The organism is Denitrobacterium detoxificans (assembly GCF_015062615.1).
GTDB lineage: Bacteria > Actinomycetota > Coriobacteriia > Coriobacteriales > Eggerthellaceae > Denitrobacterium > Denitrobacterium detoxificans_A.
Genome location: NZ_SUUH01000003.1, coordinates 216,122 through 232,062 on the forward strand (window position 1 = coordinate 216,122; position 15,941 = coordinate 232,062).

General features: G+C 60.7%; 14 protein-coding genes. All 14 read left to right on the plus strand.

The features are described 5' to 3' along the window. Positions 1–125: 125 nt before the first annotated feature. The 14 genes from E7002_RS06115 to hisA all read left to right on the plus strand — a co-directional run bounded on the left by E7002_RS06115 (position 126) and on the right by hisA (position 15,909). Positions 126–1,424, plus strand: coding sequence for a DUF4013 domain-containing protein (locus tag E7002_RS06115; protein ID WP_303727975.1), 1,299 nt, complete (start codon positions 126–128; stop codon positions 1,422–1,424). Positions 1,425–1,688: 264 nt separating this feature from the next. Continuing rightward, the gene (locus E7002_RS06120; protein WP_303727976.1) at positions 1,689–2,687 is read left to right on the plus strand and encodes a CHAP domain-containing protein; all 999 of its coding nucleotides are present in this window, start codon (positions 1,689–1,691) and stop codon (positions 2,685–2,687) included. A gap of 138 nt (positions 2,688–2,825) precedes the next feature. Further along, on the plus strand, positions 2,826–3,803 hold the full coding sequence (locus tag E7002_RS06125; protein ID WP_066660640.1) for a glycosyltransferase family 2 protein: 978 nt from the start codon (positions 2,826–2,828) through the stop codon (positions 3,801–3,803). Positions 3,804–3,808: 5 nt separating this feature from the next. Next, positions 3,809–5,278, plus strand: coding sequence for a glycosyltransferase family 39 protein (locus tag E7002_RS06130; RefSeq protein WP_303727977.1), 1,470 nt, complete (start codon positions 3,809–3,811; stop codon positions 5,276–5,278). 128 nt (positions 5,279–5,406) lie between these two features. After that, entirely contained in the window at positions 5,407–5,874 is a 468-nt protein-coding gene (purE, locus tag E7002_RS06135) for a 5-(carboxyamino)imidazole ribonucleotide mutase (protein WP_066660643.1), read from the plus strand. Beyond that, entirely contained in the window at positions 5,864–7,783 is a 1,920-nt protein-coding gene (gene iorA / locus E7002_RS06140; protein WP_303727978.1) for an indolepyruvate ferredoxin oxidoreductase subunit alpha, read from the plus strand. The genes purE and iorA overlap by 11 nt, the downstream gene beginning before the upstream one ends. Before the next feature lies 1 nt (position 7,784). Then, positions 7,785–8,405 carry a 2-oxoacid:acceptor oxidoreductase family protein gene (locus tag E7002_RS06145; RefSeq protein WP_303727979.1) on the plus strand — a complete coding sequence of 207 codons (621 nt, stop codon included), beginning with the start codon at positions 7,785–7,787 and terminating at the stop codon, positions 8,403–8,405. A gap of 20 nt (positions 8,406–8,425) precedes the next feature. After that, the gene (locus tag E7002_RS06150) at positions 8,426–9,664 is read left to right on the plus strand and encodes a phenylacetate--CoA ligase family protein (protein ID WP_303727980.1); all 1,239 of its coding nucleotides are present in this window, start codon (positions 8,426–8,428) and stop codon (positions 9,662–9,664) included. Positions 9,665–9,915: 251 nt separating this feature from the next. Continuing rightward, positions 9,916–11,529 (plus strand): ATP phosphoribosyltransferase, encoded by a 1,614-nt coding sequence (gene hisG, locus E7002_RS06155; protein ID WP_303727981.1) that lies wholly within the window; start codon positions 9,916–9,918, stop codon positions 11,527–11,529. Between the two features lie 14 nt (positions 11,530–11,543). After that, positions 11,544–12,836, plus strand: coding sequence for a histidinol dehydrogenase (gene hisD / locus E7002_RS06160; RefSeq protein ID WP_303727982.1), 1,293 nt, complete (start codon positions 11,544–11,546; stop codon positions 12,834–12,836). Then, on the plus strand, positions 12,829–13,899 hold the full coding sequence (gene hisC, locus E7002_RS06165) for a histidinol-phosphate transaminase (protein ID WP_303727983.1): 1,071 nt from the start codon (positions 12,829–12,831) through the stop codon (positions 13,897–13,899). The genes hisD and hisC overlap by 8 nt, the downstream gene beginning before the upstream one ends. Before the next feature lie 13 nt (positions 13,900–13,912). Next, positions 13,913–14,512 (plus strand): imidazoleglycerol-phosphate dehydratase HisB, encoded by a 600-nt coding sequence (hisB, locus tag E7002_RS06170; RefSeq protein ID WP_303727984.1) that lies wholly within the window; start codon positions 13,913–13,915, stop codon positions 14,510–14,512. 24 nt (positions 14,513–14,536) lie between these two features. Continuing rightward, complete coding sequence (gene hisH / locus E7002_RS06175) at positions 14,537–15,181, plus strand: imidazole glycerol phosphate synthase subunit HisH (RefSeq protein ID WP_303727985.1); 645 nt, start codon at positions 14,537–14,539, stop codon at positions 15,179–15,181. A 2-nt stretch (positions 15,182–15,183) separates the two neighbouring features. Continuing rightward, positions 15,184–15,909, plus strand: coding sequence for a 1-(5-phosphoribosyl)-5-[(5-phosphoribosylamino)methylideneamino]imidazole-4-carboxamide isomerase (gene hisA / locus E7002_RS06180; protein ID WP_303727987.1), 726 nt, complete (start codon positions 15,184–15,186; stop codon positions 15,907–15,909). Positions 15,910–15,941 lie beyond the last annotated feature (32 nt).

Genomic DNA, 15,941 nt, shown 5'->3' on the forward strand with positions numbered 1-15,941 from the left:
CTCCGTTTGAACAAACAAGTCCCCGTTCCTACTCAACTTGTAGTATCTTTGCCGCGGAAATACCGAGTTAGGAGACAATTGTTTATAATAGGCGCACCTGAAGATGCAAGGATAGGAGTTATTACATGCAGGCAGGATACTTTTCTACCGCATGGGCGGATATTAAGTCTACGCAGGGGTGGTTCGGCAAGATGTGCTTGCTCGCGCTGCTCCAGTTCGTGCCGGTATTCGGCCAGATCGTGCTGCTTGGCTATGCGTATGGCTGGGCGCGTGATATCGCGTGGAACGTGCATAAGCCGCTTCCCGCGCGCATTTTCGCAAATGAAGACGGCAAGCTGTATCGCCGCGGTTGGTTCCTTTTCCTGGTTGCGCTGGTGATCTCGCTCGTTCCCATGGTCTTCCTGATCGTCTCGGACGTTCTTTCCGCCACTTCCTCGGTTGCGTCGCACGCGTCTTATGGCGTCAATGCCGGCGCCGGTGCCGCTGCGGGCTTTGCCATGTTGTTCTACCTGATTTACATGGTGGCTACGTTTGCCGCTATGTTCTTCACCTGGGTAGGCTCGATGCGCGCTTCCATTTACGACAACATCAGCGCGGGTCTTCAGTTTGGCAAGATCTGGAAGATGATGCGTCACGATGGCGGCGGCCTCTTCCGCATCTTCGGTATGAACCTCATTTTCGGTCTTATCTTTGGCATTATCCTGTTCGTCCTGAGCATGATCGTATTTGCGATCTGCTTTGCGTCGGTTGCGCCCCAGATCGCTGCACTGGACGGTTCTACGTACTATGGCTACTCGTATCCGTATGGCGTTACGGGGTCGAACCAGTTTGCTGCCGTTCTGTCGGCCATTCTGCCTATGTTGGGCATTCTGTTCGTGTTTATCATCATTCTGGCGTACATCTGCTGCGTGTTCGATGCGTTCATGGTCATCCTCACCGCCCGTGCGCTGGGCTATTGGACGCGTCAGTTCGATGTTGCCCAGTGGGGCGCTCAGGCCGACCCCATGCCCTTTGAAGCTCAGCAGCGGGCTCCGTATCAGACGTATCAGCAGCCCTATCAGGCTCAGCAGCCTCAGGCCCAGCCTGTGCAGCAGCCTCAGGCTCAGCCCACGCAGGCCGCTCCCGTTGCTCAGCCGACCCAGCCTGCAGCCGCTCCCGTGGCACAGCAGGAAGCCCCGGCGGCGCAGCCTGCTCCTCAGGTTGCACCCACCACGCCCGTGGTTGCTACGGCTCCCGTGGTGGTTCCCGCTCCCGAGGCTCCGGCAGTTCCTGCGCCTGAAGCTCCGGCCGCGGAGCCTGCCGCCCCTGCCGTTGAAGCCCCGGCCGCTCCCGCTCCCGCAGCGGAAGAGGCAAGCGCACCGGCGCAGCCTCAGAGTGCTCCTGCCGAAGACGAGTCCAGCGAAGGCAGTGTTCCCACGGCGTAAGCGCCCCATAGGCCATTGCCCTCATAGCGTTTAACGCCCGCATGCCTTGGGTATGCGGGCGTTTTTTGCATGCGGCGGCATCGGAATTGCTTTTGTTGCGATTCGTTTTCATTCCACAACATATGGTGTTCGCATGTGAAGACTGTTTGGTGCGTCTCTGAATAATGCTCTGGTCATTCGGGTTGGCTAACCGTTAACGTTACAGTTTCCGAAGTTGCTAAACGCCGACTATACATGCACCCTAAACGAAAGAAGAGTCGACGCATGAAGGTACTGTACGCTAAGCACGTGCGGCCAGCGCAGCGTAATCGCCTTGTGGCGATGCTGGCGGCTTGTATTCTTGTTTGCGGTTTGGTCTTTGCCTCGACCACGCCCTCTTCCGCGCATGCCAATGCGTCCGCGGGCATCCTGAACAATGGGCTCGATGGCATTACCATCGACATCAATTCCGATCCGTATGCCTATTTCGCCACGAAGCATTCGGGCGAATATGCCTATGGCACGCAGGGATGCGCTTGGTTTGCCAGCGCGCGCATCTGCGATCTTACCGGCATCGACGTGACTATTTGGAGCGGCAAGAACTGGTACGACTCCAAGTATGCCGACTATGGCTTTTCGCGCGGAACATCGGTTCCCACGGGCAAGGCGCTCGCGTGCTTTACCGATCACGTGCTGGTCATCGAAAACGTCTCGGGTGACGCTTACACCATTAGCGAAGGTGGTATGAGCAGTGCCGGCTCCGAACATGGCTACTGCCAAATCACTACTATGAGCAGGGAAGACCTGGAAAGCGCGAGCACGCGTGGCTATGGTAGCTTTCTGGGATACGTCTACCTGGGCGTAAGCTTCCCGTCGACCGAGTCGGGCTCCATGTTCCGCATGTACAACCCCAATTCCGGTGAGCATTTCTATACCGAAAGCTCGTCCGAACGCGACAATCTGGTGGTGTGCGGCTGGACGTACGAGGGCGTTGCCTGGTACGCCCCTTCGAGCGGCTACGAGGTATATCGCCTGTACAACCCCAACGGCGGCGACCATCACTACACCATGAGCGCCGAGGAGCGCGACTGGCTGATTGGGCTTGGCTGGCGCTACGAAGGCGTGGGCTGGCATTCCGACACCGTGCAGACCACGCCGCTCTATCGCCTGTACAACCCCAATGCCGAAACGGGTTCGCATCACTACACCATGAGCGTCGAAGAGCGCGACGGATTGGTTGAGCTTGGTTGGAACGACGAGGGTATTGGCTGGTACGGTCTGTAGCCACGATAGCGAAGCTACGGTATCGGGCTGTTTGCCAGGGTTCGTGGAGCCCCGCGCTCGATGTTGAATTATGATATTCACGTTTGTTGGTGCTAGGGGTCCGCGCATTGCGCGACGCTGGGTGCGGGAAGGAATGGTATGGCCGCCAAGCCCATTATCTGGATAATTTCGCCTTGCTATAACGAAGAGGACGTCCTTCCGTATTCGCTCGAGACCTTTACGCGCAAGATCGACGAACTTGTGGAACGCGATCTCATCTCTCGTCAGAGCCGTGTATGCTTCATCGACGACGGCTCGCGCGATAATACATGGCGCCTTATCGAGGAGGCCTCGCAGGCCGACCCGCGCGTGATAGGAATCAAGCAGAGCCGCAATCGGGGGCATCAGAACTCGCTGCTCTGCGCAATGATGGAAGCGCGTGGCAAGGTGGATGCGGTGGTGACCATCGACTGCGATGGTCAGGATGACGTCAACGCTATTGACGAAATGGTCCTGCGGTTCCTCGATGGCGACGATGTCGTATATGGCGTGCGCTCGAATCGCGATTCCGACACGCGTATGAAGCGCGGATCGGCGCAGTTCTTCTACCGTCTCATGAATGCCATGGGCGCTGAAACCGTATACAATCACGCCGATTATCGCCTGCTCAGCGCACGGGCCCTCGACGGGCTTGCCGAATATGGCGAGGTGAACCTATACCTGCGAGGCATTATGCCACTTGTGGGGTTGCCCCATAGCACGGTTGAGTACACGCGCGACGAGCGCGTTGCCGGCGAGAGCCATTACCCTCTTAGGAAGATGCTCCACCTTGCCTTCGATGGCATCACGAGCTTTTCCATCAAGCCCGTGCGCATCGTGTCGATGCTCGGCATCATCTTCAGCCTTGTTGGCCTTGTGGGCGTCATCTGGGCAATTGCATCCTTTTTCCTGGGCTCCACGATTTCCGGCTGGTCTTCGACGGTATGTATCATTTGTACTATTGGCGGCATCCAGCTTGTGAGCGTTGGCATTATCGGAGAGTATCTGGGCAAAGTGTATCTAGAGGTCAAGCGCCGTCCCCGCTACTTGGTCGAGCGACGTACGTGGGATTCAAGCGCGCGCGAGTATAGGGGCTAGTCATAATGCAGGGAGGTTCGCGTAAGGGCACGAGCGTGCTCTGTCGTTTGAATTCCGTTTTCGAGTCGCGCGTTGTGGACGTCGCGCTTCCCATTATCTGCACGCTGGTGTACTTGTCGTTCGCCTTGTCGCTGAGCGCGTACGAAACGCCCGACGAGCCCCTTCGCGAGGCGCTTTCCCTGTTCATCCTTCAGAATGGAACGCTTCCGCTGGGCCCCGAACCTTCTATCGTCAATCCTATCTGGGGCTTTTCGTACGCGTATACGGCGTATGGCCCTTCGTTGGTGGCCGTTCCATTTCTGGCGATTGCCTCCTTGTTTACCCACGACCTTGTCGTGCTCACCATCGTCGTGCGTTTGGTGAACGTCTTGTGCGGTGGCATATGCGTATGGGTGTCGCTTCGTATCGGGCGGCGTCTCTTCGATAGTCCCGTGTATGCCGTATTGCTTGCCGTGTTCGTGGGCTTTACGCCCCAATTCGCGTTCATGTCATCGTATCTCAATAACGACGTTCCTTCGGCGCTTGCGTGCGCCGTGATCATCTTGGCTTGGGTGCGGGGTCTGCAGGACGGATGGGACGTGAAGACCTGCGCTCTGCTGGGTCTGGGAATCGGTCTGTGCGCCATTACGTATTACTTTGGCTTCGGGTTCATTGTCCTTTCCATTGTCGTGTATGGCGTGAGCGCGTTTCGCGCGCATGCGCGAGAGCAAGTTTCCGTGAAGCGTCTGCTCGCGCTTGCGTTGCTGGTTTTCGCCGTGGCGATGCTCGTAGGCGGCTGGTATTACGTGCGCAACGCGTTTATCTACCAGGGCGATATCTTTGGATTCGGGCCCCGCAACGAACTGGCGGAGGCGTGCGCGCAAGTGGGCTTCAAACCGAGCGATCACGTAACGCCGCGGAACCTGGGTTGGTCCGTGGGGCAGATGCTGTTCGAGCCGTGGGGCGAAATCATCTGGTGGAAGTGGACGTTCTACAGCTTCTTCGGTTTGTTTGGCTATATGAAGCACATGCTTCCCAATGCCATGTACGGCGCATATGGCGTTGTCGTCTTGCTTGCGATCCTGGGAGTGGCGGGTTCCAAAACGATTGCCGTGCGGGGAAGGCGTTTGCTTCCGCTCGCACTTATGGCAAGCGTGCTCTTTGCAGTGGCGTTCGCGATTTACTATTCCTGGTCGGCCGATTACGAGCCGCAGGGGCGCTATCTGTATTCGGCCTTCGTTCCTGTGATGATCTTTGCCACATGCGGCGTCCGCCTTGTGTCTCGGGGGCTGTCTTGGCTGGTCCGTGTGGTGTCGCGTCGATGGGCGCATCGTGCCATGGAGGACGTCGACGCCATCGTGCGCGTTGCGCTGCCGCTTGTCGTTGCGGTTCTGTATGTCGTTCTTTTCGCTCTTGCCGTGCGTATCGGCCTCTCCCATTGTCTTTTGGGCGCCGATTTCAACGCCGACCTCGCTCCGTTCATGCAGGGGTTCTAGGCGATTTGCGTAGGGTTACGCCGTACGGTTTGGAGCCTGTCTCCATACGTCGCACTTTCGCGCGCTGGAGTACCTTGCAATGCTAGAATGGCAGGCAGTATCTACATTCTGGCGAAGGAGAATAGCGCATGGCAGACGTAACGCCCGTCGTAGGCATCATCATGGGCAGCAACAGCGATATGCCCACCATGGAAGCATGTATGAAGCAGCTCGACGAATTCGGCATTCCCTATGAGGTAAAGGTGGCAAGCGCTCATCGCAAGCCGCTCGAAGTGCACGAATGGGCGTCCACGGCCGAGGAGCGCGGTATCCGCGTGATCATCGCTGCAGCTGGCAAGGCTGCTCACCTGGGTGGCGTCGTTGCCGCTTACACGCCGTGCCCCGTCATTTGCGTCCCCATGAAGACGAGCGATCTGGGTGGCCTGGATAGTCTGCTCTCTATGGTGCAGATGCCCAGTGGCGTGCCCGTTGCTTGCGTTGCCATCAACGGCGCCAAGAACGCCGCCATCCTCGCGCTCCAGATGCTGGGCACGGGCGATGACGAGCGTCGTGCGCAGATGGCCGCCTACAAGAAGGACATGGCTGATGCCAGCTAAACTGCTCATGGCCAACGAGGCGTTCGCGTATGCCGCCCTTGAGGCGGGCGTGAACGTCGTAGCGGGGTATCCGGGCACGCCGTCCAGCGAGCTTGTGGAAACGGTGGCGAAGCTGCATGCCGCAGGCGTTGCGCAGGGCGTGCACGTGGAATGGTCCACCAACGAGAAGGCGGCGCTCGAGCTTCTGGCTGGCGCGTCCATGAGCGGCGCGCGTTGCCTGTTTACGTGTAAGCAGATGGGCATGAACGTTGCCAGCGATGCGCTCATGAGCTTGAACTACGTGGGCATTCGCGGGGGCCTTGTGCTGTTTGTGGCCGACGACCCTGGTCCTATTTCCAGCCAGACAGAACAAGACACGCGTCGCTACGCGAACTTCGCGAAGGTGCCTGTGTTCGATCCCAGTACGCCCGATGAGGGCTATGCCATGATGAAGGAGGCCTTTGAGGTTTCCGAAAAGTATGGCACGCCCGTTATCGTGCGCCCCACCACGCGCGTGAATCATGCGAGCACGTTCTTCGACGTGCCCGCGGAAACGCATGCACGCCCCATTCCCGAAGGTGGTTTCCAGCGCAGCGACAAGTGGATCATCTTTCCGCGTCGCGCCTACCAAGCTCATGGGGAAATCAACGAGCGCCTTGCCGCCATTGCCGAAGAGCAGTCCGAGGGTGCGTTCAACCAGATGGAGCAGCGGGGGAGCGCTCCCGTGCGAGGCATCGTTGCCGGCGGCGTGAGCAGCGCGTACGTGCGCGATGCACTTGCCATGCTGGAAGGCGAAGCCCAACGTGCGGGCAAGCCGGCTCCCGAGTATCGGTTTCTGCATGTGGGCACGCCGTTCCCATTCCCCGAGCGCAAGGCGCTCGAATTCGCGGAGGGCCTGCAGGATGTGCTCGTGTTCGAAGAGCTCGATCATGTTCTGGAAGACGAATTCCTGAAACTTGCGGGAAAGCATCGTCTACCGTATGCCGTGCATGGAAAACTCGATGGTCGCACGCTCGATCGCGGCGAGAACGGCATCGACGATGCGCTCGCTCGCCTGCGCGCGTTCCTTGCGTCGGGCGATGCGCGCCCCGAAGATTCCCCGATGGAAAGTGCGAACGAGGCGCCTGAAGCCATTCAGCCGCCCATGCGCCCGCCCGTCTTGTGCGCGGGCTGCCCGCATCGTGGCGCGTTTTATGCCGTGAAGCGTGCGGTGGGGAAGCGCCCCGCCGTGTTCTGCGGCGATATCGGTTGCTATACGCTGGGCAATGCAAAGCCGCTTGAGGCCATCGATACCTGCCTGTGCATGGGTGCGGGCATTACCATGGCGCAGGGCTTTGCCGTAGCCGAGCCTGATAGGAAGTGCATTTCGTTCGTGGGCGACTCCACGTTCTTCGCCAGTGGCATTACGGGTGTCGCGAACGCGGTCTACAACCAGCACGATATTACCGTGTGCGTGCTCGACAACGCCACCACAGCCATGACTGGCTCCCAGCCGCACCCTGGAACGGGGCAAACGCTCATGGGGCCGAAGACCAAGCCCATCAGCATCGCCGAGGTGTTGCGTGCGCTGGGCGTGGAATGCATCGTGCGGGCGAACCCGCTCTATGCCGAAGAGGCCACGGCGGCTGCGCGGGAGGCCATTGACTTCCCAGGGCCCTCGGCCATCATCTTCGAGTCGCCCTGCATGCAGCTTGTGCGCCCCGAAGCGCCTGCCACGGTAGACGAAACGGCGTGCATTGGGTGCAGAAAGTGCCTCACCACGCTTGGTTGCCCTGCCATGACCTGGCACGAAGGCGTCATGCGCATCGATGCCACCCTGTGCTATGGCTGCGGCCTGTGCGTGGATTCCTGCCCTGTGCAGGCTATCGCTTCCCCCGTGCGCGAAGCGGGCCAGGTGCCCTTCGTCGCGTTCCGGAAGGAGGCGAAGTAGCATGCTCAACGTGCTTATCGCCGGCATTGGCGGCCAGGGTTCGGTGCTCGCCGCGAAGATCCTCGCCCAAGCCGCGCAGAATCGCGGTTGGCAGGTGCGCACTGCCGAGACCATCGGCATGGCGCAGCGAGGCGGCAACGTAACGTCGCACATTCGCATGGGCAGCAACGGCGAAGCGATTCACTCCTCGCTCGTGGCGCATGGCCAGGCCGACCTTGTTATTGCGCTCGAGCCGGGCGAGGGCGTGCGCGCCCTTCCGTATTTGGCGCCCGATGGCCTGATGGTCTGCGCTTCCACGCCCATTCCCTCCGTGGCCACCAGCTTGGCGGGCGATGCCTATCAGGCAGATGAGCTGCTTGCCCACCTGCGTTTCCATGCGGCCCATTTCGTGCAGGTCGACGAGGCTGCCATCTGCGATGCGGTGGGTAGCCGCAAGGTGGCCAACGTAGTTATGCTCGCCGCCGCCGTCATTAGTTCCCGCAGGTGCCAGGCGGGTCTGGGCGACGCCATTGGGCTGGACGAATTGACGCGCGCTCTGGAAATGTGCGTGAAGGAGCGCTTTATTGCGCTAAACTGTTCCGCAATTGAACTGACGAACCAGGCGCTCTCGGGCGTCGAATAGACCAAGGCGATGATCAGGCTATGCAAATGACCTCCGACCAGTTCGCGTTGCTTGCCAAGCAGCTCGAGAACCTCAAGGATCGTTCCGCGTTCTACGCGAAGAAGTTCGAGGGTATCGATTTGGCCAGCGTAAAGACCCAGGCCGATTTCGAGAAGCTCCCCTTCAGCGAGAAGGCCGACTTGCGCGAGGCATATCCCCTGGGACTGGCTGCCGTGCCGGAAGAGCAGATCGTGCGTATTCACAGCAGTAGCGGCACCACGGGCACTCCCGTCATCGTTCCCTATACCGCCAAGGACGTGGACGACTGGGGCGAGATGTTCAAGCGCTGCTACGAAATCGCGGGCATCACGAATCGCGATCGCATTCACATCACGCCGGGCTATGGCCTGTGGACGGCGGGCATCGGCTTTCAGAATGGCGCCGAGAAGCTGGGCGCTATGGCCATCCCCATGGGCCCGGGCAATACGAACAAGCAGATCCAGATGATGATCGACCTGAAGTCCACGGTTCTGTGCGCCACGGCAAGCTATGCGCTGCTGCTTGCCGAGGAAATCGAAAAGCGTGGCATTCAGGACCAGATTCACCTGCGCAAGGGCGTTATCGGCAGCGAGCGCTGGGGCGCCAAGACGCGCGAGCGCATTCAGGAAATCCTGGGCATCGAACTCTACGACGTGTATGGCCTTACTGAAATCTACGGCCCCGGCATTGGCATTAGCTGCCCGGAAAACGATGGCATGCACGTGTTCAACGACTACGTGTACGTGGAAATCATCGACCCGGAAACGGGCGAGGTGCTTCCCGATGGCGAGTGGGGTGAAATCGTGCTCACCACGCTGCAGAAGGAAGGCGCTCCGCTCATTCGCTTCCGCACGCACGACCTATCGCGCATCGTGCCTGGCACGTGCGCGTGCGGTCGCGAAGACGTGCGACTCGACATCATCTCGGGCCGTTCCGACGACATGATGAAGATTCATGGCGTGAACGTGTTCCCCAGCCAGATCGAGGAAGTGCTCGCCGCGTTCGACGGCGCTTCGAGCGAGTACCAGATTCGCATTTCGCACCTGGACGGCCGCGACACCATGCGTCTGTACGTTGAGGCGGTAAGCGGCGAAGTCGACTTCGCGCAGCTGGGCAAGCAGATTGCCGCCGAGGTGAAGAGCCGCATCGGCTTTACGCCGCTGGTGAAGATCGTCGAGTTGGGGCTGCTGCCTCGCAGCGAGAAGAAGAGCAAGCGCGTGTACGACGAGCGCTACGAATAGCGCGTTTCGCACATACATCAGTGGGGGCGGCTGCGCGATTGCGTGGCCGCCCCTTGCTATGTGCTCATTTTGCCGAGGTATTCCCTTTTTCGCGACGTATTGTATAATACCCCTAACACTTTAGCACTTTATCGTACTAAAGTGGCCAGGTCAGAAACCTGTTATCAATAATCCGCTTGGAAAAATGAGCGGTTTTGGAAGAAGAGCGACCAGTATACTGGTGTATGGGCCAAGCGAAAGGTGGGGATGACATGAATTACGTTACGCCGGCGGGATTGCGCGATGTTATGCCCGAAGAAGCGCTGCAGCGCGAACAGATCAACAGCCAGGTTCAGGCGTTGTTCTCGGAGCATGGCTACGCGCCCATCGAAACCCCGTCCCTCGAGCGCATGGACGTCCTGCGCGCCGCGGGCCGCATTCCGTCTTTGCCCTTCAAGCTCTTCGACGCTTCGGGCGATTTGCTCGCCCTGCGCCCCGACGTGACCATGCAGGTGGCGCGCATGTGCGCAACGCGTCTGCGCGGCCAGGCGGGCCCCTTCCGCTTTCGCTATACGCAGCGCGTGTTCCGCGAGGCCGACCAGCAGGCCGCTTCGCGCGAGCTCACGCAGATTGGCCTGGAATGCCTGGGCATCGAAGGCCCGCAGGTCGACGCTGAAATCGTGGGCCTGTTCGCCTCGGCGCTGCGTTCCGCTGGGCTGGCCACGTTCAAGATCGCGCTTGGCACCGTGGGCGTCTTGCGCGCGCTGCTGGAAACCTGCCCGGCCGATGGCGCCTGGAAGAACCAGGTGCTCGAAGCGTACCACGCATCCGATTTCATCGAGCTCGATCGCCTGACCTCGCTGCCCGAGGTCCCCACGGCGTTCGCGCGTGCCATTGCGCAGTTGCCGCTCATTCGTGGTGGCCGCGACGCCATCGAGCGCGCCCGTCAGCTTGCCGAGCCGCTGGGGTGCGCCCGTGGCCTGGCCGATCTGGCCAGCACGTTCGACATCCTGTGCGAGCAGGGCATGGAAGACGCGCTGCTCATCGACTTCAGCATCATGAGCTCGTTCGACTATTACACGGGCATCGTCTTCGAGGCGTACGTGCCCGGCATGGGCGCCAGCCTGGGAAGCGGCGGCCGCTACGACGGCATGCTTGCCTCCTACGATGGCGATTCGCTTCCCGCTGGTGGCTTCGCGTTCTACTTGGAGCAGGTCATGGCCGCGCTTGCGGGCCAGGCGGGCGCTAGTCGCCCCTTGCGCATTGCCGTGCCGAAGGGCTCGCTCAATGCCGACACCATTCGCGTCTTGGCGCAAGCCGGTCTCGATACCACCGGCCTGGAAGACCCGGGCCGCCAGCTCATCATCAGCAACCCGGGCGTCGATTACATCATCGTGCGTCCCACTGATGCTCCGGTCTTCGTGGCCATGGGCGCTGCGGATTGCGGCATCTGCGGTCGCGATAGCCTCGTCGAGGCAAGTCCCGACGTGGTGGAGCTCGTCGATTTGCAATACGGCGCATGCAAGTTCGTGGTGGCGCAGCCCAAGGGTGCAACGCCCGCAGTACAGGAACGCTATCGCAAGCTGGGCAGCATCCGCGTTACCACCAAGTATCCCAACATCACGAAGGCGTATTACGATCGCATTGGCCAGCAGGTGGAAATCGTTCGTCTGCACGGCAATATCGAATTGGGCCCGCTCATTGGCATGTCCGACCGCATTGTCGACATCACCGCCACGGGCACCACGCTTCGCGAGAACAACCTGGAAGTGGTGGACGACGTCATGGAATCCACTGCTCGTTTCTTCGCCAACCCTTGCGCGTTCCGCATGGACGAACGCGTGTTGCGCCTAGCCACAACGTTGAAAACCAACATCGCAGAGTAGAAGGAGAGTGACCCATGCGACGTGTAGTGCTGAATGCGGGAGAAAAGTTCAATAACGGCCACCTGAAGCGCACGAGCGCCTTCAATGCACAGGCCCTGAAGGCTGCCACCGACATCGTCGATGCGGTGCGCGAAGGCGGCGACGCTGCGCTGCGCGATTTCACCGCGCGCTTCGACGGCGTTGAACTCGAGAGCTTCCGCGTAAGCCAGGAGGCCATCGATGCGGCCCTGGCTACGCTCGACCCCAATCTGGCGAAGAGCCTGCAACACGCCGCCAACCAGGTTCGCGAGTTCCACGAGCGTCAGCTGCAGGAAAGCATGTTTGCCGTGCGTCCCAACGGCGCGCTTATTGGCAGCAAGCTTACGCCCATCGAGGCCGTGGGTATCTACGTTCCCGGAGGCCGCGCCCTGTATCCTTCCAGCGTTATCATGAACGCCATTCCCGCCCAGGTGGCAGGCGTGGAGCGCATCGTGTGCGTTACGCCTCCCACGAAGGATGGTTCGCTTGATCCGGCCGTTCTGGAAGCCTGTCGCATCTGCGGCGTAAGCGAGATCTACTCCATCGGCGGCGCGCAGGCCATTGCCGCGCTGGCGTATGGCACGGAAACCATCGAGCCCGTCAACAAGATCACGGGTCCTGGCAATGCGTACGTTGCAGCGGCCAAGAAGATCGTCATGGGCGATGTGGGCATCGACATGATCGCCGGCCCCTCCGAAGTTTGCGTGGTTGCCGACGAAACGGCCGACCCGAAGATGGTCGCCATCGACCTCATGGCCCAGGCCGAGCACGACCCGCTGGCCAGCTGCTATCTGGTGTGCTTCGATGCCGCGTATGCCGATGAGGTGGAAGCCAACATCGAGCAGCACATGAAGCGCAGCACGCGTGCCGACATCACCACGGCTAGCCTGCGCGACCAGGGTCTCATCGTGGTCTGCCCCGACATGGAAACGGCCATGGGCGCGGTGAACGTCATCGCCCCCGAGCACCTGGAAATGCACATCGCCAACGCCATGGGCCAGTTGGGTGCCGTCCGCAACGCGGGCGCCATCTTCCTGGGCGAATGGACTCCCGAGGCCGTGGGCGACTACGTGGCCGGCCCGAACCACACGCTTCCCACCGGTGGCACCGCGAAGTTCAGCAGTCCGCTAGGCACCATGGACTTCATGAAGCACTCGAGCGTCATCCAGTACACGCGTCAGTCGCTCGCTGACGACGGTGACGCCATCGTGGCCATTGCCGATCGCGAGGGCCTGTGGAGTCACGCGGAAAGCGTGCGCCTGCGCCTGCAGGAGCTGAATCGTGGCTAAGCTGCGTGCTTCGAATTCCCTGCTTCGCGGCGTCGAGCCTTATGACCCGAAGTACCTGCCTGCGCAGGTGGGGCTCAACGCCAACGAGACTACGTTCGATGTTCCCGCCGACGTGAGGCGGGCCATCGAAGGGGAAATCGCGCGCATGGCGTTCAATCGCTATCCCGACCCCATGGCCAACGAGCTGCGCCAGGCCATCGCCGAATGGCATGGGGTTACGCGTGACCAGGTAATTTGCGGCAATGGTGGCGACGAGTTGCTGTTCGATCTGGCTCTGGCCTGGGGCGGCGAGGGAAATGCGCTTCTGAACGTGCCGCCCACGTTCAGCGTGTACGCTGCCAACGCGCGCCTTACCGGCACGCAGGTCATCGACGTTCCGCGTCTGCCCGATTTTTCCATCGACCAAGACGCGGTCGTCGCACGCGCTTCGCAGGGCGATGTGGGCATGGTGGTCATCACCAGCCCGAACAATCCCACGGGCGATGTGGCGCCCCTTGCGTTCATCGAGCGCCTGCTGCAGGCTACCGATGCATTGGTGCTGGTCGACGAGGCATACATGGAATTCGCGCCGCGCGATGCCAGCGCCGCGCCGCTGCTTGCTACGTACGACAACCTGGTTATCCTGCATACGTTTTCCAAGGCATATCGCCTTGCGGGCGTGCGCATGGGGTATCTGCTTGCGTCGTCTGCGGTTGTGGCCGAGCTTACGAAGGTACGCCAGCCGTATTCGGTCGATGCCGTTTCGCAGGCCATCGCCCTGCAGGTGGTGCGGCACCGCGTCGCGTTCGACGAGGGCATTGCGCTCGTCGTTGCCGAACGCGCCCGTCTTGCTGCGGAATTGCAGGCCCTACCGGGCGTCGTGGTGTATCCGAGTGCGGCGAACTTCCTGCTCGTGCGCTTCGAGCAGGATGCCTCTGTCGTATGGGAGCGCCTATACGAACAGGGCGTGCTCGTACGCGACTTCAGCGCAGGTGCGCTTACGTCTGGGTGCCTGCGCATTAGCGTGGGCATGCCCCAGGAAAATGATAGGCTTATCGCCGCTTTGCAGGCGATTTTGGCGTAGAGAGGGGTCGATCATGGCCGAAGGTACTCGCGTGGCGCACGTTACGCGCACGACCAAGGAAACCGATATCGACATCACCATCGACTTGGATGGCACGGGCATTACCGACATTCAGACGGGCGTGCCCTTCTTCGACCATATGCTCGACGCATTTGGACGTCATGGCCTTTTCGACCTGCGCGTGCGCGCCAAGGGCGACATAGAAGTCGACGCACATCATACCGTGGAAGATTGCGGCATCGTGCTTGGCCAGGCCATTGCGCAGGCGCTGGGCGACAAGCGCGGCATCGTGCGCTTTGGGAACAGCTTCGTTCCCATGGACGAATCGCTTCTGCTTGCTGCCATAGACATTTCGGGGCGCGGCCAGCTGCACTACGCCGTCGACCTGCCCATTCAAATCATTGGCACGTTCGATACCTCGCTTGCGAAGGAGTTCTTCATCGCGCTGGCCAGCAACGCGGGGCTCACGCTGCACGTGCGCAGCCTTGCGGGCGAGAACGCGCATCACATCATCGAGGCCGCCTTCAAGGCCACGGGCCGTGCGTTGTGCCAGGCTACGCGCATCGACGCGCGCATTGCCAATGTGCTGCCTTCCACCAAGGGCGCCCTGTAGCGCTCGTTTTGCCAAGGAGTTCACATGATCGCGGTCGTCGATTATTGCAAGGGTAATTTGAAGAGCGTCCAGCGCGGACTTGCTGCCGTAGGTGGGGAAGCGGAAATCGTTTCCGACCCTGCGCGCATCGCGTCCGCCCAGGCCATCGTGCTACCGGGCGTGGGCGCATTCGCTGATGCCTCCGCTTCCATGCTCCAGAGCGGGCAGATGGAGGTTATTCGCGAGCGCATTGCCCAAGGCGTGCCATTTTTGGGCATCTGTTTGGGCCTACACCTGCTCTTCGCCGAGGGCACCGAAGGGGGCAATCCCACTGCCCCCGGTTTGGGCGTCATTCCCGGCGTCGTGGATCGCATGCACTCGCATGATGAGTCGGGTGCGTTCTACAAGGTTCCCCACGTGGGATGGAATACTATCGAGCCCGCCGTCGGCTCGAATTGGGATGCGTGCCGCCTGCTGGCGGGCATACCCGAAGGTGAGTATTTCTACTTCACCCATAGCTACATTGCCTGCGAAAGCGAATGCATGGTCGCCACGACCCAGCATTCGGTGGCGTTTCCCAGCGTCGTGCAGCGGGGCAACGCGTATGGCGTGCAGTTCCACCCCGAGAAATCCTCGGATGCCGGCTTGGCCGTGCTTCGCAATTTTATGAGCATCGTAAAGGAAGGTTAGCCATGTACTTGCTTCCTGCCATCGACATTCTTGACGGTCGCGCCGTGCGCCTGGCGAAGGGCGACTACAATCGCGTGACGGTCTATAACGAAGACCCCGTTGACCAGGCCAAGCGCTTCGAAGATGCGGGCGCTACGTGGGTGCACGTGGTCGACTTGAACGGAGCTCGCTCGGGCAAGCAGGAGAACCTGGCCCTTATCGAGCGTATTGCCGAATCAACGTCGCTCAAGGTTGAAAACGGTGGCGGCGTTCGCGATATGGCTGCCGTGCAGCGCCTATACGATGCGGGTGTGAGTCGCGTGGTTCTGGGAAGCGCGCTGGTAGTCGACAAGGAGTTCGCCGAGCAGGCCATTGCCAAGTTCGGCGACATGCTGTGCGCGGGCATCGACGCGCGTGGCGGGGAAGTGGCTATCCAGGGCTGGCGCGAAGGCGCGGGCGTTCCCGCCGAAGAGCTGGTTGCCGAGGTGGCTGCCGCAGGGTTTAGGCACTTGGTGTACACCGACATTTCCCGCGACGGCATGCAGACGGGCATCGATGCATCAGCCTACGAACGCATGGCGCGCGTATTCGGAAATCCGGTCATTGCCAGCGGTGGCGTGACCAACATGGACGACCTGCGCAACCTTGCCCAGGTTGCGCAGTCTATCGAGGGCGTTATCACCGGCCGTGCCGTATACGAGGGCACGCTTGGCGTTGCCGAGGCGCAATCATTCTGCGATGCCCTGTAGGGGCCTAGATTCTGCTAGTTGCCGCGCTTCGG